This window comes from Ornithinicoccus sp., assembly GCF_057176825.1.
The window spans coordinates 2459760-2478310 of record NZ_CM169976.1 but is presented as its reverse complement, the minus strand read 5'-3'; the positions used below and the strand labels follow the sequence as shown (position 1 = coordinate 2478310).

The following is an 18551-nucleotide window of genomic DNA, read 5'->3' as shown; positions in this document are numbered from 1 at the left end:
GAGACGCGAACTACCCTAGGTTTGGGCCATGGTGACCCGAGGAACAGCGCGCCCCAAGGTCCTGGCGATCGTGCTCGCCGGGGGTGAGGGCAAGAGACTCATGCCATTGACCGCCGACCGGGCCAAGCCGGCCGTGCCGTTCGGCGGCATCTACCGCCTGATCGACTTCGCCCTGTCCAACGTGGTGAACAGTGGCTACCTCAAGATCGTAGTGCTCACCCAGTACAAGTCACAGAGCCTGGACACGCACGTGACCAAGACCTGGCGGATGTCCACCCTGCTGGGCAACTACGTCGCACCGGTCCCGGCGCAGCAACGGCGCGGCAAGAGCTGGTTTGAGGGCAGCGCAGACGCGATCTACCAGAGCATGAACCTGATCCACGACGAGAAACCCGACATCGTCGTCGTGGTGGGCGCCGACCACGTCTACCGGATGGACTTCTCCCAGATGGTGGCCCAGCACATCGAGACCGGCGCCGGGGTCACCGTCGCCGCCATCCGGCAGCCCATCTCGCTGGCCGACCAGTTCGGCGTCATCCAGGTCGACGAGGACCACGGCACCAAGATCGAGGAGTTCCTGGAGAAGCCCAAGGACCCCAAGGGCCTGGCCGACAACCCTCAGGAGGTGCTGGCGTCCATGGGCAACTACGTCTTCGACGCCAAGACCCTCGAGGAGGCCGTGACCGCGGACGCGGACGACCCGTCCTCCAAGCACGACATGGGCGGGGACATCGTGCCGGCCTTCGTCCGCTCCGGGGGCGCCCACGTCTACGACTTCAAGGACAACGAGGTCGCGGGCACGACCGACCGCGACCGGGGCTACTGGCGCGACGTCGGCACCATTGACTCCTACTACGACGCACACATGGACCTGGTGTCGGTGCACCCCGTCTTCAACCTCTACAACGACGAGTGGCCGATCTACACCAACTACGGCTACCACCCGCCGGCCAAGTTCGTGCACGGTTCCCAGGACCGGATCGGCAACGCGGTCAACTCCGCCGTGTCGCCGGGCGTCGTGGTCAGCGGCGCCTCCATCAGCGGGTCGGTGCTCTCGCCCCGGGTGCGGGTGCACAGCTTCAGCGCGGTGTCGCAGTCGGTGCTGATGGACGGTGTCGACGTGGGCCGCAGCTGCCAGATCCACCGGGCGATCATCGACAAGAACGTCGTGATCCCCCCAGGCGTCAGCATCGGGGTCAACCACGACGAGGACCGTGCCAGGGGATTCACCGTCACCGACTCCGGGCTGGTCGTCATCGGGAAGGGCACGGTCATCCCGGGCTGATCAGGTGCACGGGACTGGCCCGGGGACCCAATAGAGTGCTCCCATGTCTGACGCGGTCCCGCATCCGTTCCAGCCTGTCCCCGAGGGGCAGCGCACCCTCTTCATCATCGGCGGCGCCGAGGACAAGCGCCGGCGACTGGTGGTGCTGCGACGTTTCGTCCGCCTCGCCGGCGGCCGTGACTCCCGCATCGTGGTGATCCCCACCGCCTCCTCGATGTCGGCGGAGGCTGTCGAGGTCTATAGCAACGTGTTCGGTCGACTGCATGCCCCGGAGGTGACCGAGGTCAACCCCCAGACCCGGGCCGAGTCCTCCGACACCGAGCTCATCGAGCGGATCGACGCGGCCACCGGCGTGTTCATCACCGGCGGCAACCAACTCAAACTAGGTCAGCTCATCGTCGGCACGCCCTTGCACGACGCCCTGCGGCGGGCCTACGAGCGGGGCGCCGTCGTGGGCGGCACCTCCGCCGGGGCCTCGGTCCTGAGTCAGTTCATGATCTCCATGGGCGAGGAGGGCATCGTGCCGCGGCAGCGCAGCAGCCAGCTGACTGCGGGCCTCGGGCTGCTGCCCGGCGTCATCCTCGACCAGCACTTCGACCAGCGCACCCGCTACGCCCGGCTGCTCTCCCTGGTGGCCGCCTCCCCCAGCCTGTTGGGGATGGGGATCGACGAGGACACCGCCGCCGAGATCGTGGACGAGAACGAACTCACCGTGGTCGGCTCCGGAGCGGTGTATGTCGTGGACGCCCGGCAGGCGGTCAGCGACGCCCACGAGGCCCGCCGTGACGCCCCGCTCCTGGTCTCCGGGGCCGTGGTCCACTCCCTGCCCTACGGGGCGACCTTCGACCTCGCCTCCGCCTCGTTGACCGACTTCGTCGAACGGCATGCCGAGGTCGCCGTCATGACCTCCCCCACCGACGTGCACGACACCGCCAACGTCGCCGCAGCGCTGCGTCGCTGAGCAGCAGACACGCACCACCAGCAGAGATACAGGAGAACGTCCGTGAGCCAGACCCAGGCGACCCCTGACCGTCCCGCCGCACGGGAGCTGCGCATCGTGGAGAAGCGCGTCTACCGCGGCCCCAACGTGTGGAGCTACGAGCAGGCGATCCACCTGGTCGTGGACCTGGGTGTGCTGGAGCAGTACCCCTCCAACACGATCCCGGAGTTCACCGAGCGGCTCCTGGAGTGGCTGCCCGGGCTGTCCCGCCACGTCTGCTCGCGGGGCCGGCACGGCGGGTTCGTGGAGCGGCTGCACGAGGGCACCTGGATGGGCCACATCGCCGAGCACATCGCCCTGGAGCTGCAGAACGAGGCCGGTCACGAGCTGCGTCGCGGCAAGACCCGCCAGGTCAAGGGCCAGCCGGGGCGCTACAACGTGATTTTCGGCTTCGTCGACGAGCGGGTCGGGCTTGCGGCGGGCGCCCTGGCCGTGCGGATGGTCAACGACCTCGTCGAGCGGGACGAGTCCTTCGACTTCTCCGAGGAGCTGGATGACTTCCTGCGGCTGGCCCAGCGCACCGCCTTCGGGCCCTCGACGGCCGCCATCCTTGAGGAGGCCGTGAGCCGGGACATCCCGTTCATCCGGTTGAACACCGCGTCCCTGGTCCAGCTCGGGCAGGGGGTGCACGCCCAGCGGATCCGCGCGACCATGACGTCCGGGACCGGCGCCCTGGCGGTCGACATCGCCAGCGACAAGTCGCTCACCAACACCCTGCTCAGCTCCGCCGGTCTGCCGGTGCCTCTCGCCGAGACCGTGCGCACCGAGGACGGGGCGGTGGCGGCCGCTGCCCGGATCGGCTATCCCGTGGTGGTCAAGCCCCTGGACGGCAACCACGGCCGCGGGGTCGGGATCAACCTCGCCGACGAGGCAGACGTGCGGGCCCACTTCCCGGTGGCGGCCGCACAGTCCCGGCGCGGCGTGATGATCGTGGAGTCCTACATCACCGGCAACGACTACCGCTGCCTCATCGTGGGCGGCCGGATGCAGGCCATCGCCGAGCGGGTGCCGGCCCATGTGATCGGGGACGGCACCCACACGGTGAGCGAGCTGGTCGAGATCACCAACGCCGACCCACGCCGGGGCGTGGGCCACGAGAAGGTGCTCACCCGCATCGCGGTGAACGAGCAGGCGATCGAGCTGGTCCGGATGCAGGGCCTGGAGATGGACTCGGTGCCCCCGGAGGGCGAGATGGTCAAGCTGGCGCTCACCGGCAACATGTCCACTGGCGGCATCTCGGTCGACCGGACCTTCGACGCCCACCCCGAGAACGTCGAGATCGCCGAGGAGGCGGCCCGGATGATCGGGCTCGACGTCGCCGGCATCGACTTCATCTGCCCCGACATCTCCGCCCCGGTCCGGGAGACCGGCGGCGCGATCTGCGAGGTGAACGCCGCCCCCGGCTTCCGGATGCACACCCACCCCACGGTGGGCGAGCCGCAGTTCATCGCCAAGCCCGTCGTCGACCTGCTGTTCCCGCCCGGCACGCCGTCCCGGGTGCCGATCGTGGCCGTCACCGGCACCAACGGCAAGACCACCACCTCCCGGATGGTCGCCCACATCATGAAGGGACTCGGCCGCCAGGTCGGCATGACCTCGACCGACGGCATCGTCATCGACGAGCGCCTGGTCAAGCGCTCGGACGCCTCGGGCCCCAAGTCCGCCCGGATGGTGCTGCAGAACCCGCGGGTGGACTTCGCGGTCATGGAGGTCGCCCGCGGCGGCATCCTGCGTGAGGGACTGGGTTATGACCGCAACGACATCGCGGTCGTGACCAACGTGGCGGCCGACCACCTGGGCCTGCGCGGCATCGACACCGTGGAGGAGCTGGCGGCCGTCAAGCGCGTCGTCGTGGAGGCCGTCCCGCGGGACGGCTTCGCGGTGCTCAACGCCGACGACCCGCACGTCCGGGAGATGCGCAAGCACTGCGCGGGCAGCATCGTCTGGTTCTCGCTGCAGCCCCCCGGCTCGCCGGAGCGGGAGTTCATCGAGGCCCGCCTGCGGCGCGGCGGCCGGGCCGTCGTGCTGGAGCCGACGGACCGCGGCGAGATGATCGTCATCCGGCACGGACGGCGCAGTATGCAGTTGGCCTGGACCCACCTGCTGCCCGCCACCTTCGGAGGGGCCGCCCGGTTCAACGTCGCCAACGCCATGGCGGCGACCGGGGCCGCGTACGCGGCCAATGCGCCGCTGCACGACATCCGCCAGGGACTGCGCACCTTCACCACGACGTACTACCTGTCCCCCGGACGCCTCAACATGCTCGACGTCCGCGGCACGACCGTCTTCGTCGACTACTGCCACAACCCCGCGGGCATGCGGGCGCTGGGCACCTTCGTGGACAACTACGCCGAGCAGCGTGCCGCCCAGGCCGACGCCACCCGGGTCAGCCGGATCGGGCTGGTCGGCGCAGCCGGTGACCGGCGGGACGAGGACATCGTCGAACTCGGCGCCGTCGCCGCGGACTTCTTCGACGTCATCGTCGTGCGGGAGGACGACAACACCCGGGGCCGGGCTCCCGGTGCTGCCGCCGAACTGGTCGCCCAGGGCATCCGGCAGCGGATGGACGAGGGCGCACGGTGCCGGGTGGTGGAGATCGTCCCCGACGAGGTCGCGGCCGTGCGACACGCCATGGTGCTGGCCAACGCGGGTGACCTGGTGGTGATGTGTGTCGACAAGCACGCCCGGGTGCTCAACGAGCTCGAGGAGCTCGGCCACTCCGCGTATGCCGGCGCCCGCGCCGACGAGGACCGACCCGGCGACCCCGACCTGGACCCGGTGGAGCTGCACGAGGCGGCGGAGGCGTCGGCCGAGGAGGCGAAGACCGACTACACCGAGGTGGACCTGCCCGAGGGCGGAGAGACTGAGGGCTGAGGGCTGCTGGCTGAGGGCTGAGCCCGGCGCTACGGCGTCTCTTCGCCGCGCAGCTGCGCGGTGAACCGCTCCAGCTCCTGGGCGTAGTTGCGCATCGCCCGGCGGTATCCGCTGTCGTCGGCCCCGGTGGAGTGCTGCATGACGTACTCCACGAGCCGGGCCACGCCCACGCGGGGACGGTCCTCGTCCGCGTCGACCAGCGACTGCAGCACCACCACGACCGCACTGTCGGGGCGGATGGCGGCCAGTTCCTCCAGCAGGTCGGCGGCCTCAGCCCGCTGGTCCAGGTTGCGCAGCGAGGACGCCAGCCCCACCTGGGCGCGGAACCGGTGCGGCTCCCGCAGCCCGTCGGCCAGCGCCTTCCGGTAGTGCGCCACGGCCTGGCTCTCCTCGCCCGCGTTGTCGAGGGCGGAGGCCAGCTCGTAGACCAACCTCGGGTCGCCGGGGGCCTGGTCGAGCAGCGTGCGGGTGGCCTCGATCCGCTCGGCCGCGGGACGCTCCCCGATCGCGTTGAGCACCGCCTCCAGCTCGTGCTCCCCGCGGGCGGCCACGACCTTCTTGCGGATGGCACGACCGCCGTCGGGGGTCGCCCCGTGCTCCTCCAGCCACGCGACGACGGCGCCGCGCTCGGCGTGGCACATCAGGGCGACCACGTCGCCGTCGGTCATCGACTCGACCATCGCCGCCAGGCCCTCGACCTCCGTGGCCGAGGATCCGCTGGCGACCGCGCCGACCGAGGCCAGCCCGCGGACGAACTGCTCCTCCAGGTTCTCCAGGGAGCGGCCCCGCAGGTAGTGCCCCTTGTGGGTGATCTGCACGCGGTCAGCCCGCCGGCCGGCGATCTCCCCGAGGCCGCCCAGGATCTCGTCGGTCCGGTCCCCGACCCCGCCCAGCCCCAGGTGGATCCTGGAGCCGGGGGGACGCAGGCCCTCCGCAACGTCGAACAGTGCTTCCAGGCCAGCCTCGTTGTGCGCCAGGTCGACGATGACGGTGCCCTCGCCTCCGCCGGGCACCGGGATGGTCCACACGTTCATCCGGCCGGGGTTGTGCTGCAGGTCGGGGGTGAAGGTGCGCAGCGCCTCCACGACGCCCTCGCGGGGCAACCCGATGCCCAGCCCCGCGGCGGTCGCGGCCAGGGTGTTGGCGATGTTGTGCTCGCTGAGTCCCGACAGGGTCATCGGGACGTCCAGGATTCGGATCAGCCGGTCGGGGTCGGCGTCCCGGCGCAGGATGACGATGGCACCCTCAAGGATGGTGATGCCGCGCCCGCCGCGGTCCAGGGTCTCGCGCAGGGCCGGCGAGTCCGGGTGCAGGCTGAACATCCAGATCCGCCCGCTGGCGGTGCTGGCCATCGACCGGACCCGGGGGTCGTCACCGTTCAGCACGACCCAGCCGTCCTTGCGGGTGACCCGGGTGATGATGCTCTTGACCTCGGCCAGCTGGTCGACGGTGTCGATCCCCTGGGTGCCCAGGTGGTCAGCCGTGACGTTGGTGACGACCGAGACGTTGTTGTGCGCCACCCCCATGCCCTTGAGCAGCAAGCCGCCGCGGGCGGTCTCCAGAATGCCCACCTCGACGCTGCGGTCACTCAGCACGTGCCGCCCGCCCGAGGGGCCGGAGTAGTCACCCGCGACCACCTGGTCGCCCTGGATGAAGACGCCCTCGGTCGAGCTCCAGCCGGTCCGATTGCCACAGGTCATGGCCATGTGGGCGAGCAGCCGGGTGGTGGAGGTCTTGCCGTTGGTGCCGGTGACCGAGACGACCGGGATGCGGGGTCGGACCAGGGTCGGGCGCTCCCCCGGTTCCGCCTCCGTGACGGCGGCGACAGCCTCCGCGACCGCGTCCTCGGGTGGGTCCCCCGCGAGCAGCCGGGTCAGCGCGGGCTCCAGCGACTCCCCCATCGCCGTGGCCCGGCCGCGGTGCCGCCACGGGAAGGCCACGACAATGCTGTCCAGGTCGGCCGCAGGACGACCGCGGACTCCCAGGCGGGTCCCGCTGGCCTCGGCCACCCGACGCACCACGGTGCTGACCAGGCGCACCAGGAACCGGTGCCGCTGCTCGGTGTGCGGTTTGCCGGGCGCGACCCGGCGCAGCCCCAGGCTGTCCGCCAGGGCCTGGACGACCTCACGGCTGGCGCCCTGGTAGCCCGGGACGTCGATGCTGACCTTGACGGTCGGGCGCGGGAAGTAGAGGTTGGGCCCCTCCAGCAGCCGGACCTCGCGCACCGTGACCGGGGCCGGGGCGGTGCCCTCCTCGTGCAGCTCGGACACTCAGAAGCCCATCGCGTGGAAGCCGCCGTCGACGTGCACGATCTCACCGGTCGTGGCGGGGAACCAGTCCGACAGGAGCGCGGCGCAGGCCTGCGCCGCGGGCACCGGGTCCTTGATGTCCCAGCCCAGCGGGGCGTGCTCGCCCCACCGGGCGAACTGGTCGAACATCGGGATGGACTTGGCGGCCGTGGTGGCGATCGGCCCCGCCGACACCAGGTTGCAGCGGATGCCCTTCGGGCCCAGATCCCGCGCCAGGTAGCGACTGGTGGACTCGAACGCGGCCTTGGCCACCCCCATCCAGTCGTAGACCGGCCAGGCGTAACTGGCGTCCAGGGTGAGCCCGACGACGGACCCGCCCTCCTTCATCAGCGGCAACGCCGCCACGGCCAGCGCCTTGAGCGAGTAGGCCGACACGTGCAGCGCGGTCGCGGCGTCGTCCCACGTGGCGTCCAGGAAGTTGAACGCGCCCTGGGGGGCGAAACCGATCGAGTGCAGCACCCCGTCGAGCTGGTCGACGTGCTCGCCCACCCGCTCGGCGAGGGTGTCCAGGTGCTCCTGGTCCGCCACGTCGAGCTCGACGACCGGGGCGGGTCGGGGCAGCCGCTTGGCGATGGACTGGGTGATCCGGAAGGTCCGGCCGAAGGAGGTCAGGACCACCTCCGCGCCCTGTTCCTGGGCCAGCTTGGCCACGTGGAAGGCGATGGAGGATTCCATCAGGACACCGGTGATGAGAAGCTTCTTGCCGTCGAGGAGCATGGGGGAAGGATAGTCGGGTTGGCCCACGTGTCAGTGACCCATGCCGAGGCCGCCGTCGACCGGGATCACGGCACCGGAGATGTATGCCGCATCCGGACCGGCCAGGAACCGCACCACACGCGCGACCTCCTCGGGCGCGGCGAAGCGGCCCGCCGGGATGGCCGAGAGGTACTGCTTCTTGCGGTCCTCGGGCAGTTCCCCGGTCATCTCCGTGTCGATGTAGCCGGGTGCCACCACGTTGGCGGTGATGTTGCGTCCGCCCAGCTCCCGGGTGATGGAGCGGGCCAGCCCCACCAGCGCCGACTTGGAGGCGGCGTAGTTGGCCTGCCCGGGCGACCCGTAGAGGCCGACCACGGAGGAGATCAGGATGATCCTGCCGTTCCGGGCCCGGATCATCCCCTTGGCGGCCCGCCGGGCGCAGCGGAAGGCCCCGGTGAGGTTGGTGTCCACGACGGCCCCGAAGTCCTCGTCGCTCATCCGCATCAAGAGGGTGTCCTTGGTGATCCCCGCATTGGCCACGAGGACCTCGACCGGACGGCCGAAGATCTCCTCGGCGGCGGTGAAGGCGGCGTCGACGCTCTCGGAGTCGGTCACGTCGGCGATCACACCGCGCAACCCCTCCGGTGGCTCACCACTGCGGTGCGTGATCACGACCTCGTCCCCCGCGGCGGCGAACTCGCGGGCGATCGACAGGCCGATCCCGCGGTTGCCGCCGGTGACCAGGACCGTCCGGGCATTGTCTTCAGGCTGCTGGGTGCTCACACCGCACACGGTAGTCGTATCGTGGAGTGGTGCGCAGGTCTCACTCCCCCCAGTCCGTCACGAGTGTCGGCTCCTCTCCCGCGGAGGACCGTCGCAAGCGGATGCGCACCTACCTGGTCGCGATGGCCTTCCGGACCGTCTGCTTCCCCCTCGCGGTCTGGGCGCTGGTCAGCGGTTGGGTGGTGGCGGGGTGGATCCTGGGCATCGTCGCCGTCGTGATGCCGTCCCTGGCCGTGATGCTGGCCAACGCGGTCGACCAGCGGCGTAGGCCCGCGGGCCCGGTGGAGTCGCCCCTGCGATCCCTGCCGCCCGCGCAGTGATGACGGCCGCCGGACCCGCCCACGAGCTCGTCTGCAGCGCGCGCGCCTGTCGTGACCGCGCGGCATACGGCGTGGTGTGGAACAACCCCTCGGTGCACCGACCCGAGCGCCGCAAGGTCTGGCTGGCCTGCGGGGAGCACCGGGAGTCGCTTGCCGCGTTCCTGTCGTTGCGCGGGTTCCTGATCGAGGTGCTGCCGGTCGAGGACCTGGGTCCCGGGGACGGCTGAGCGGTGCTGCGTCGTCTCTTCAGCCGGGCCTGGGCCGGCGCGCTGGTCCTCGCCCTGGTCTTCGCCGTCGCGGCGGTCCTGCTCGGCAACTGGCAGTACTCCAAGCACGTCGAGCGCGTCGCCAACCGGGACCGGGTGGAGGCGCACTACGACGCCGCCCCCGTGGCGCTCCAGGACGTCCTCACCACCGACCGAGACCTGACCGAGGAGCAGGAGTGGACCCGGGTGAGCGTGGCGGGACGCTACCTGACCGACGAGCAGCTCATGGTCCGCAACCGGCCCTACGACGGCACCTTCGGCTACGAGGTCCTGGTGCCGCTGGCTCCCGACGACGGCTCCCCCGCCGTCCTGGTGAACCGCGGGTGGGTGCCCAACGCCGAGGACGCGGCCACCCTGCCCGACGTGCCAGCCCCACCGGAGGACCAGGTCACCGTCACGGGGTGGCTGCGGCCCGGCGAGCCCAGCCTGGGTCGTTCCCTCCCGCAGGGCCAACTCGCCTCCATCAACGTCCCCGAGGCGCAGGCCGCGATGCCCGACGACACCACGCTGCTGGGCGGCTACCTGGTGCTCGGCGAGGAGGATCCCGAGGCGGAGCGTCCCAGGCCGCTGGCCAGCCCGCGCACCGATCTCGGCCCGCACTTCGCCTACGCCCTCCAGTGGTGGCTCACCTCGCCCGTCGGCTTCGTCCTGGTCTACGTCTTCGTGCGCCGCGACCACCTGGACGCGCTGGCGGCCGGCGGGGACGGCGACTGGACCCGGGACGCGACCGCGCGGCCGCCGCGGCCCAAGAAGGTGCGCATCTGGGACGAGGAGGACGGCTGACTCCGTCGACACTCAGTCGGAGTCCGTCCCGCCCTCCCGGAACTGCGTCTCGTAGAGCACCCGGTAGACCCCGCCCTCGGCGAGCAGCTGCTCGTGGCTCCCCTGCTGGACGACCCGTCCCCCGTCGATCACCAGGATCTGGTCGGCGTCCCGCACGGTGGAGAGGCGGTGCGCGATCACCAGTGACGTCCTGCCCTGCAGCGCCGTCTCCAGGGCACGTTGCACGGCCGCCTCGGACTCGCTGTCCAGGTGGGCGGTCGCCTCGTCGAGGACGACCACCCGAGGCGACCGCAGCAGCAACCGGGCCAGGGCCAGGCGTTGCTTCTCGCCGCCGGAGAGGCGGTGGCCCCGGTCGCCCACGACGGTGTCCAGTCCGTCCGGGAGCCCCGCCACGAGGTCCTCCACCTGCGCAGCCCGCAACGCCGCCCACACCTGCTCCTCGGAGGCGCCGGGGTCGGCGTAGAGCAGGTTCGCCAGGATGCTGTCGTTGAACAGGTGGGCCTCCTGGGTCACCACTCCCACGGTCTCGCGCAGCGAGCTCATCCGGACCTCCCGGAGGTCCACACCTCCGACGCGCACCGTCCCCTCGACGGGATCGTAGAGGCGGGACACCAGGCTGGTGAGCGTGGTCTTGCCGGCGCCGCTGGGGCCCACGAGGGCGACCATCTGACCGGGCTCGATCCGCGCGGTGACCTCCTGCAGCACCGCGCGACCGTCCTCGTGCTCCACACCGGGCCGTTGCTCCAGCGAGGCGACGGAGACCTCCTCGGCCCGGGGGTAGGCGAAGGTCACGCCCTTCAGCTCGATCCCCACGGGCCCGTCCGGGATGTCCCGCGGCTCGGCAGCCTGCGTGACCAGCGGCGCCAGGTCGAGCACCTCGAAAATGCGCTCGAAGGAGACCAGCGCAGTCATCACGTCCACGCGTGCGTTGGACAGCGCGGTCAACGGGCCATAGACCCGCCCGATCAGTGCGGCCATCGCGACCAGCGTCCCCACCGAGAGCTCGCCGGCCACCGCCATCAGGCCGCCCATGCCGTAGACGAGCGCCGTCGCCAGCGAGGCCACCAGCGCCAGACCGGCCGTGAAGACCGCCCGGTTCAGCGCGATCGAGACGCCGGCATCACGCACCCCCGCCGCGCGCTCGGCATACTCCCTGTTCTCCTGCTCCGGGCGGCCGAACAGCCGCACCAGCAGTGCCCCCGCCACGTTGAACCGCTCGGTCATCCGGGTGGCCAGGTCGGCGTTGAGGTTCATCTGCCGGCGGGTGAGCGCGGAGAGCCGGTCCCCCATCAGCTTCGCGGGGACCAGGAAGACCGGCAGCAGCAGCAACGCCAACAGCGTGATCTGCCAGGACATCGTCATCAGGACGGCGAGCGTCAGCGCGAGCGCGACCAGGTTGCTGACCAGCCCCGACAGGATGCTGGTGAACGCCTGCTGGGCCCCGATGACGTCGGTGTTCAGCCGGTTGACCAGCGCGCCGGTCTGGGCCCGGGTGAAGAACGCGATGGGCTGGCGCAGCACATGGGCGAAGACCTCGGTGCGCAGGTCCAGGATCAACCCCTCGCCGATCCGCGCGGAATACAGACGGGTCGCCACCGTGAGCAGCGCCTCCAGCATGGCGAGGACCGCGACGACCCCACCGAGCACCATCACCAGTCCCCGGTTGCCGGGGACCACCCCGTCGTCGATGATCGCGCGCAGCACCAGCGGCACGGCCGTGATCAGGGCGGCCCCCAGCACGGTGAGCACCAGGAACACCGTGATCTGGGGCAGGAAGGCACGGCCGTATGCCGACACGCGCCGGACCGTGCCCGGCTGCAGCCGGTGCTCGGTCACCGTGCGGTCCTTGGTGAAGCCCCGGACTGTCGCCCCCGGCCCGCGCCCCAGCGTCACGGAGTCCTCCTCTCGCCGGCCACTGCCCTACCAACCCCGATCAGGGGTGTGCCATTCCGGAGCCGAGAGGTCGCACCACGCATCTCAGGCGAGGGCGATCAGGTCCAGGTAGTCCGGACCCCAGTGGTCCTCCACCCCGTCCGGGAGCAGCAGCACCCGCTCGGGCTCCAGTGCCGCGACCGCCCCCTCGTCGTGGCTGACGAGGACGACGGCCCCGGCGTAGGACCGCAGCGCAGCCAGCACCTCCTCGCGGCTGGCCGGGTCCAGGTTGTTGGTGGGCTCGTCCAGCAGCAGCACGTTGGCGGCCGACACCACCAGGATGGCAAGCGCCAGCCGGGTCTTCTCTCCGCCGGACAGCACGCCGGCGGACTTCTCCACGTCGTCGCCGGAGAACAGGAACGACCCGAGCACCTTGCGGGTCTCGGTCTCCCCGAGGTCCGGAGCGGCCGACTTCATGTTCTCCAGGACGGTCCGCTCCACGTCGAGGGTCTCGTGCTCCTGGGCGTAGTAGCCCAGCTTGAGCCCGTGGCCGGGGGTCACCTCGCCGGTGTCCGGGTCGTCCAACCCGGCCAGGATCCGCAGCAGCGTCGTCTTGCCGGCCCCGTTGAGCCCCAACACGACCACCTTGGAGCCACGGTCGATGGCCAGGTCGACGTCGGTGAACACCTCCAGCGACCCGTAGGAGCGGGACAGCCCCTGGGCGGTGAGGGGGGTCCGGCCGCAGGACGCCGGGGTCGGGAAGCGCAGTTTGGCAACGCGGTCCTGCGCCCGATCCCCCTCGACGGAGGCCAGCAGCCGCTCGGCCCGGCGCGCCATGTTCTGTGCGGCGACCGCCTTCGTCGCCTTGGCACGCATCTTGTCGGCCTGGGCGAGCAGGGCCCCGGCCTTCTTCTCGGCATTGACCCGCTCCCGCTTGCGGCGGCGCTCGTCGGTCTCCCGCTGCGTGAGGTACTGCCTCCACCCCATGTTGTACTGGTCGATCTCGGCCCGGTTGGCGTCCAGGTGGAAGACCCGGTTGACGATGGTCTCGATCAGCGCGACGTCGTGCGAGATCACCAACAACGCGCCGGGGTAGGTCCGCAGGTAATCCCGCAGCCAGACGATGGAGTCGGCGTCCAGGTGGTTGGTCGGCTCGTCCAGCAGCAGCGTGCCGGCGCCGGAGAACAGGATCCTGGCCAGCTCCACCCGGCGTCGCTGTCCACCGGAGAGGGTCTGCAGCGGCTGCCCCAGCACCCGGTCCGGAAGGCCCAGGCTCGAGGCGATCGTGGCGGCCTCGGACTCGGCGGCGTACCCACCCCGCGCGGTGAACTCCGCGTCCAGCCGGGCGTACCGGTTCATCGCCTTCTCCCGGACGGTGTCCTCACCGCTGGCCATCGTCGCCTCGGCCTGGCGCAGGTCCCGCAGGATGCCGTCCAGCCCCCTGGCCGACAGGATCCGGTCCCGGGCGAGCACCTGAAGGTCCCCGGTGCGCGGGTCCTGCGGCAGGTAGCCGACCTCACCGGACCGGGTCACCCCTCCTGCGGCGGGCAGCGCCTCCCCCGCCAGCACCTTGGTCAGGGTGGTCTTTCCCGCGCCGTTGCGGCCGACCAGACCCACCCGGTCACCCGGCCCCACCCGGAAGTTCACGTCCTCCATCAGCAGGCGCGAGCCCGCGCGAAGTTCCACACCCGTCGCCACGATCACCGAAACGCAACTCCTCAACATCGTGTCCAGAACGGGTCGTTTGACTAGTCTACGCGGGACAGGAGGATGCTGTCGCAACCTTTCCGGGGCGCCGGTGCCGCGGACGAGACCTCACGGAGGCAGGATGACGTTCAAGGAGAATGCCCGGCTGGACACGTCCCAGGTCGGCGGGGGCGGCCGGGGAGGCGGCCGCGGCGGCGGGGGCATCGCCGTGGGTGGTGGCGTCGGTGGCCTGCTGCTGGTGATCCTCTACATGCTGCTGCAGGGCCTGGGCGGGGACGGGGGTGGCGGCACGGGCAGCAGCGGCTCGCCGTGGAACTACAGCCCCATGCAGGTCTCCGACGCCCAGGAGGGCGCGACGGAGGACTTCTCGCACTGCCAGACGGGGGCGGACGCCAATGAGCACACGGACTGCCGGATGATCGGCACGGTCAACAGCGTCCAGCAGTACTGGCGCGGAGCCCTCGAGGGCTACCAGCCGACCCGGACGATCCTGTTCTCCGGCGTCGTCGACACCGGGTGCGGCACCGCCAACAGCCAGGTCGGCCCGTTCTATTGCCCGCTCGACCAACAGATCTACATCGACGTCAGCTTCTTCGAGCAGTTGGAGGCGATGGGTGCCGACGGCGGCGCCCTGGCGCAGATGTACGTCGTCGCCCACGAGTACGGGCACCACGTGCAGAACCACACCGGTGCCCTCTCCCGGGCCCAGCAGGACCCGCAGGGGCCGGAGTCCGGGGCGGTCCGGGTCGAGCTGCAGGCCGACTGCTTCGCCGGGGTGTGGGTGGCGCACGCCGACGGCACCCGGACCGGCTCGGAGTCGGAAGCCATGCTGGAGCCGGTGACCCGGGACCAGATCAACTCGGCCCTCTCGGCCGCGGAGGCGGTGGGTGACGACCGGATCCAGGAGCAGGCCCAGGGCCGGGTGACCCCCGAGAACTGGACGCACGGATCGTCTGCACAGCGGCAGCACTGGTTCATGACCGGCTATGAGTCCGGTGACCCCAACACGTGCGATACCTTCGGGACCGACGACCTGGGCTGAGCAGCGGGCGGGCCCAGCACCTCGGGCCGGGGACAGGCCACCGGGGTCAGGCCTCGCGCAGCCGGATCCGCACCGCTCGCCCTCGGCGCAGCGCGGTCTCCAGCACGCTGAGCCGCGGGTCGGGGATGTCATAGAGTTCTCGCCGTGGCAGGGCCGACAGGGGGGCGAGTCGCGGCTCGCCCAGCACCTGCCGCACCAGCGCCCGGTCGCCCCCCACGACCAGGCCGCCGGGACGGGGACGCAGCACCCGGTCGGCCGCGAGGCCCGCGACGGTGGCGGCCAGGGCATCGGCCTGATTGCCCCGCCGGCGAGAGAACCGTTGCTGGGACCATCCGCCCGCGGCGGTCCGCGACTGCACGTAGCGGGTGCCGCACTTGTGGTCGGTGAGCCGGTCCCCCTCGGCCGACCCCACGGCATACCCTCCCCTGCGGACGAGCACCAGCGCGAGCCGCGCCGGCGGGGCGCCCCACCCGACCAACCCGCGCCGATTCACGGGCACGGGGACCGCGCCCTCGACGGGCCAGGTCTCAAGGTCGGCGACTGAGCCGTCGGCGGCCACGAGCCGCAGCGTCGGAGTCCCGTCCGCGCTCACGTCGTCGTCGGGCCAGCGCAACGGGCCGTGCCGGTCGGCGAACCCGTCGACCCACCGTCCCAGGCGGTGCTGGTCCACCTCGATGAGCCGGGGCGGTGCCCCCTCCGAGCGGTCCAGGGCTCAGACGTTGAAGCCGAGGGCGCGCAACTGCTCGCGACCCTCGGGGGTGATCTTGTCCGGACCCCACGGCGGCATCCAGACCCAGTTGATCCGGTAGCCGCTGACCAGCCCCTCGAGCGCCTGGTCGGTCTGTTCCTCGATGACGTCGGTCAGCGGGCAGGCCGCGCTGGTCAGGGTCATGTCGATGACCGCGTGCGACTGGGCGTCCACGGTCACCCCGTAGACCAGGCCGAGGTCGACGACGTTGATCCCGAGCTCGGGGTCCACGACGTCACGCATCGCCTCCTCGACATCCGCGACGTTGGGCGGGGTTGCGGTCTGGCTCATCGCTCCTCCTCAGGACGAGGTACTACTGCTCTCAGGGTCTCACGTCGGCGGTCACGGCGGTGGCCTCCGGCACGCCCGCCCGGGTGAGGGCATCGGTGAAGGCGGACCACCCCAGCAGGGCGCACTTGACCCGGGCCGGGTAGCTGGCGACGCCGGCGAACGCGACGCCGTCCCCGATCTCCTCGGGGTCACCGGCGTCCTGGCCCTTGCTGGTCAGCATCGCCCGCATCGCGCGGTAGGTGGCCAGCGCCTCCTCGACGCTGTGGCCGATGGTCTCCTCGGCGAGCACCGAGGTGGAGGCGATCGAGATGGCGCACCCCACGGCGTCGTAGGAGACGTCGCGCACGGTGTCGCCGTCCAGCGTGACGCGCAGGGTCACCTCGTCGCCGCAGGTCGGGTTGATGTGGTGCACCTCGGCGGCGTACGGCTCCCGCAGGCCCGCGTGCTGGGGGCGCTTGGAGTGCTCGAGGATCAGCTCGGCATACAGCTCCATCAGGCGCTCACCCCGAAGACCTCGGGGACCCGGTCAAGCGCGGCGACGAAAGCGTCGACGTCCGCGGTCGTGCTGTAGACGTGGAAGCTGGCGCGGGTCGTGGCCGGGATCCCCAGCCGCCGGTGCAGCGGCCACGCGCAGTGGTGACCGGTCCGCACGGCGATGCCGTGCTCGTCCAGGATCTGGCCCACGTCGTGCGGGTGCACCCCGTCCACGGTGAAGGCCACCGCGCCGGCCCGCAGCGCCGGGTCGGTCGGACCGATGGGGCGGACCCACGCCCGCTCGGCCAGGCGCTCAAGGGTGTATGCCGTGAGGTCACGGTCGTGCTGGGCGACCCGCTCCATCCCGAGCTCGGCGAGGTAGTCACACGCCGCCGCCAGCCCCACGGCCTGGGCCGTCATCGGCACCCCGGCCTCGAACCGTTGCGGCGGCGGGGCGTAGGTCGACCCCTCCATCCGGACCAGCTCGATCATGGAGCCGCCCGTCAGGAACGGCGGCATCGCCGCCAGCAGTTCGGGTCGTCCCCAGAGCACCCCCACGCCCGAGGGGCCGAGCACCTTGTGCCCCGTGAAGACTACGAAATCAGGACCGTTGTCCACTCCGCCCGGGCCGAAGGCCCGAACGTCCACGGGCAGGTGCGGGACGGACTGGCAGGCGTCCAGCACCGTCAGCGCTCCCACGGCACGGGCCGCCGCCACCAGGGCGGCGACGTCGTTCACCGTGCCGAGCACGTTGGACACGTGGGTGAAGGCCAGCACCTTGGTGCGCGGGCCGATCACCTCCGTGGGGTCCAGCAGGGTGCCGTCGTCGGCGAACCCGATCCAGCGCAGGGTCGCCCCCGTCCGGCGTGCCAACTCCTGCCAGGGCACCAGGTTGGCGTGGTGCTCCATCTCGGTGACCACGATCTCGTCACCCGGTCCCAGCCGGAGCCGGGCCGCCACCTCGGGGTCTGCCCCCTCGATGGCCCCCGGCGCCCCGGCGTTGCTCATCGCATAGGCCACCAGATTGATGGCCTCGGTGCCGTTCTTGGTGAAGACGACCTCCTCGGGCCGTCCACCGATGAAGCCGGCGACCGTCGCCCGGGCCTGCTCGAAGGCGTCGGTGGCCTCCTCCGCGAGCTGGTGCGCCCCGCGGTGCACCGCGGCGTTGTGCGTCAGGTAGTACTCCCGCTCGGCGTCCAGGACGCACAACGGCTTCTGTGAGGTCGCGCCGCTGTCCAGGTAGACCAGCGGGCGACCGTCACGGACCGTCCGGGACAGGATGGGGAAGTCGGCCCGGATCCGGGCCAACTCCACATCCGTGAAGGCCGTCACTGCTCAGGCCTGCACCGTCTGGTAGCGGTCGTAGCCCTCTTCCTCAAGACGGTCGGCCAGCTCGCGGCCACCGGACTCGGCGATCCGGCCCTCGATGAAGACGTGCACGTAGTCGGCCTGGATGTAGCGCAGGATCCGGGTGTAGTGGGTGATCAGCATGACGCCCAGCCCGGTGGTCTCCTTGACCCGGTTCACGCCCTCGGACACGACCTTGAGCGCGTCGACGTCCAGGCCGGAGTCGGTCTCGTCCAGGATGGCGATCTTGGGCTGCAGGAGCTCCATCTGCAGGATCTCGTGCCGCTTCTTCTCACCACCGGAGAAGCCCTCGTTGACGTTGCGCTCGGCGAACGTGGTGTCCATGCGCAGCTGCTCCATGGCGCCCTTGACGTCCTTGACCCAGGTGCGCAACTTGGGGGCCTCGCCGTCGATCGCGGTCTTGGCCGACCGCAGGAAGTTGGAGACGGTCACGCCGGGCACCTCGACGGGGTACTGCATGGCCAGGAACAACCCGGCCTGGGCGCGCTCGTCGACCCCCATCTCCAGCACGTCCTCACCGTCGAGGGTGACGGTGCCGCTGGTCACGGTGTACTTGGGGTGGCCGGCGATCGAGTAGGCCAGCGTGGACTTGCCCGAGCCGTTGGGGCCCATCAGGGCGTGGGTCTCACCGGAGTGCACGGTCAGGTCGACGCCCTTGAGGATCGGCTTGGGGCCGGCCTCGGTCTCGACGCTGACGTGCAGGTCACGGATCTCAAGAGTGGTCATGTCTTCT

Annotated in this window: 17 protein-coding genes; 7 read left to right on the top strand and 10 right to left on the bottom strand. The window is 71.0% G+C overall.

The window, feature by feature from the left end:
- Positions 1–28: 28 nt before the first annotated feature.
- Genes glgC through cphA form a run of 3 tightly spaced genes read left to right on the top strand, consistent with a single transcriptional unit; the run spans position 29 to position 5159 of the window.
- A complete protein-coding gene (gene glgC / locus AC1QRC_RS12265; protein ID WP_484203581.1) occupies positions 29–1285 on the top strand; it encodes a glucose-1-phosphate adenylyltransferase in 1257 nt (418 codons plus the stop codon).
- A gap of 43 nt (positions 1286–1328) precedes the next feature.
- On the top strand, positions 1329–2246 hold the full coding sequence (locus tag AC1QRC_RS12260; protein WP_484203580.1) for a cyanophycinase: 918 nt from the start codon (positions 1329–1331) through the stop codon (positions 2244–2246).
- Between the two features lie 42 nt (positions 2247–2288).
- Positions 2289–5159, top strand: a complete 2871-nt coding sequence (gene cphA / locus AC1QRC_RS12255) for a cyanophycin synthetase (protein ID WP_484203579.1) — start codon at positions 2289–2291, stop codon at positions 5157–5159.
- Positions 5160–5188: 29 nt separating this feature from the next.
- Here the strand turns inward: cphA and AC1QRC_RS12250 are convergent, their stop codons facing one another.
- Genes AC1QRC_RS12250 through AC1QRC_RS12240 form a run of 3 tightly spaced genes read right to left on the bottom strand, consistent with a single transcriptional unit; the run spans position 5189 to position 8947 of the window.
- Positions 5189–7429, bottom strand: coding sequence for a tetratricopeptide repeat protein (locus tag AC1QRC_RS12250; protein WP_484203578.1), 2241 nt, complete (start codon positions 7427–7429; stop codon positions 5189–5191).
- A complete protein-coding gene (fabI, locus tag AC1QRC_RS12245) occupies positions 7430–8185 on the bottom strand; it encodes an enoyl-ACP reductase FabI (RefSeq protein WP_484203577.1) in 756 nt (251 codons plus the stop codon).
- 30 nt (positions 8186–8215) lie between these two features.
- Entirely contained in the window at positions 8216–8947 is a 732-nt protein-coding gene (locus AC1QRC_RS12240; protein ID WP_484203576.1) for a beta-ketoacyl-ACP reductase, read from the bottom strand.
- 29 nt (positions 8948–8976) lie between these two features.
- Between AC1QRC_RS12240 and AC1QRC_RS12235 the strand changes: the two genes are divergently transcribed.
- Genes AC1QRC_RS12235 through AC1QRC_RS12225 form a run of 3 tightly spaced genes read left to right on the top strand, consistent with a single transcriptional unit; the run spans position 8977 to position 10316 of the window.
- Entirely contained in the window at positions 8977–9267 is a 291-nt protein-coding gene (locus AC1QRC_RS12235) for a DUF3099 domain-containing protein (protein ID WP_484203575.1), read from the top strand.
- Complete coding sequence (locus AC1QRC_RS12230; RefSeq protein ID WP_484203574.1) at positions 9267–9494, top strand: hypothetical protein; 228 nt, start codon at positions 9267–9269, stop codon at positions 9492–9494. The genes AC1QRC_RS12235 and AC1QRC_RS12230 overlap by 1 nt, the downstream gene beginning before the upstream one ends.
- Before the next feature lie 3 nt (positions 9495–9497).
- Positions 9498–10316 carry an SURF1 family cytochrome oxidase biogenesis protein gene (locus AC1QRC_RS12225; RefSeq protein ID WP_484203573.1) on the top strand — a complete coding sequence of 273 codons (819 nt, stop codon included), beginning with the start codon at positions 9498–9500 and terminating at the stop codon, positions 10314–10316.
- Positions 10317–10328: 12 nt separating this feature from the next.
- Here the strand turns inward: AC1QRC_RS12225 and AC1QRC_RS12220 are convergent, their stop codons facing one another.
- Positions 10329–12209, bottom strand: a complete 1881-nt coding sequence (locus AC1QRC_RS12220) for an ABC transporter ATP-binding protein (RefSeq protein ID WP_484203572.1) — start codon at positions 12207–12209, stop codon at positions 10329–10331.
- An 84-nt stretch (positions 12210–12293) separates the two neighbouring features.
- A complete protein-coding gene (locus AC1QRC_RS12215) occupies positions 12294–13892 on the bottom strand; it encodes an ABC-F family ATP-binding cassette domain-containing protein (protein ID WP_484203571.1) in 1599 nt (532 codons plus the stop codon).
- Positions 13893–14016: 124 nt separating this feature from the next.
- Here AC1QRC_RS12215 and ypfJ point away from each other — a divergent pair, with 124 nt between their 5' ends.
- Positions 14017–14937, top strand: a complete 921-nt coding sequence (ypfJ, locus tag AC1QRC_RS12210) for a KPN_02809 family neutral zinc metallopeptidase (protein ID WP_484203570.1) — start codon at positions 14017–14019, stop codon at positions 14935–14937.
- A gap of 46 nt (positions 14938–14983) precedes the next feature.
- Here ypfJ and AC1QRC_RS12205 read toward each other — a convergent pair whose 3' ends face one another.
- Genes AC1QRC_RS12205 through sufC form a run of 5 tightly spaced genes read right to left on the bottom strand, consistent with a single transcriptional unit; the run spans position 14984 to position 18544 of the window.
- Positions 14984–15607, bottom strand: coding sequence for an acVLRF1 family peptidyl-tRNA hydrolase (locus AC1QRC_RS12205; protein WP_484203569.1), 624 nt, complete (start codon positions 15605–15607; stop codon positions 14984–14986).
- A gap of 42 nt (positions 15608–15649) precedes the next feature.
- Entirely contained in the window at positions 15650–15976 is a 327-nt protein-coding gene (locus AC1QRC_RS12200) for a metal-sulfur cluster assembly factor (protein WP_484203568.1), read from the bottom strand.
- Positions 15977–16007: 31 nt separating this feature from the next.
- On the bottom strand, positions 16008–16469 hold the full coding sequence (gene sufU / locus AC1QRC_RS12195; protein ID WP_484203567.1) for a Fe-S cluster assembly sulfur transfer protein SufU: 462 nt from the start codon (positions 16467–16469) through the stop codon (positions 16008–16010).
- A complete protein-coding gene (locus AC1QRC_RS12190; protein WP_484203566.1) occupies positions 16469–17782 on the bottom strand; it encodes a SufS family cysteine desulfurase in 1314 nt (437 codons plus the stop codon). The genes sufU and AC1QRC_RS12190 overlap by 1 nt, the downstream gene beginning before the upstream one ends.
- Positions 17783–17785: 3 nt before the next feature.
- Positions 17786–18544, bottom strand: a complete 759-nt coding sequence (gene sufC, locus AC1QRC_RS12185) for a Fe-S cluster assembly ATPase SufC (RefSeq protein WP_484203565.1) — start codon at positions 18542–18544, stop codon at positions 17786–17788.
- Positions 18545–18551: the final 7 nt, after the last annotated feature.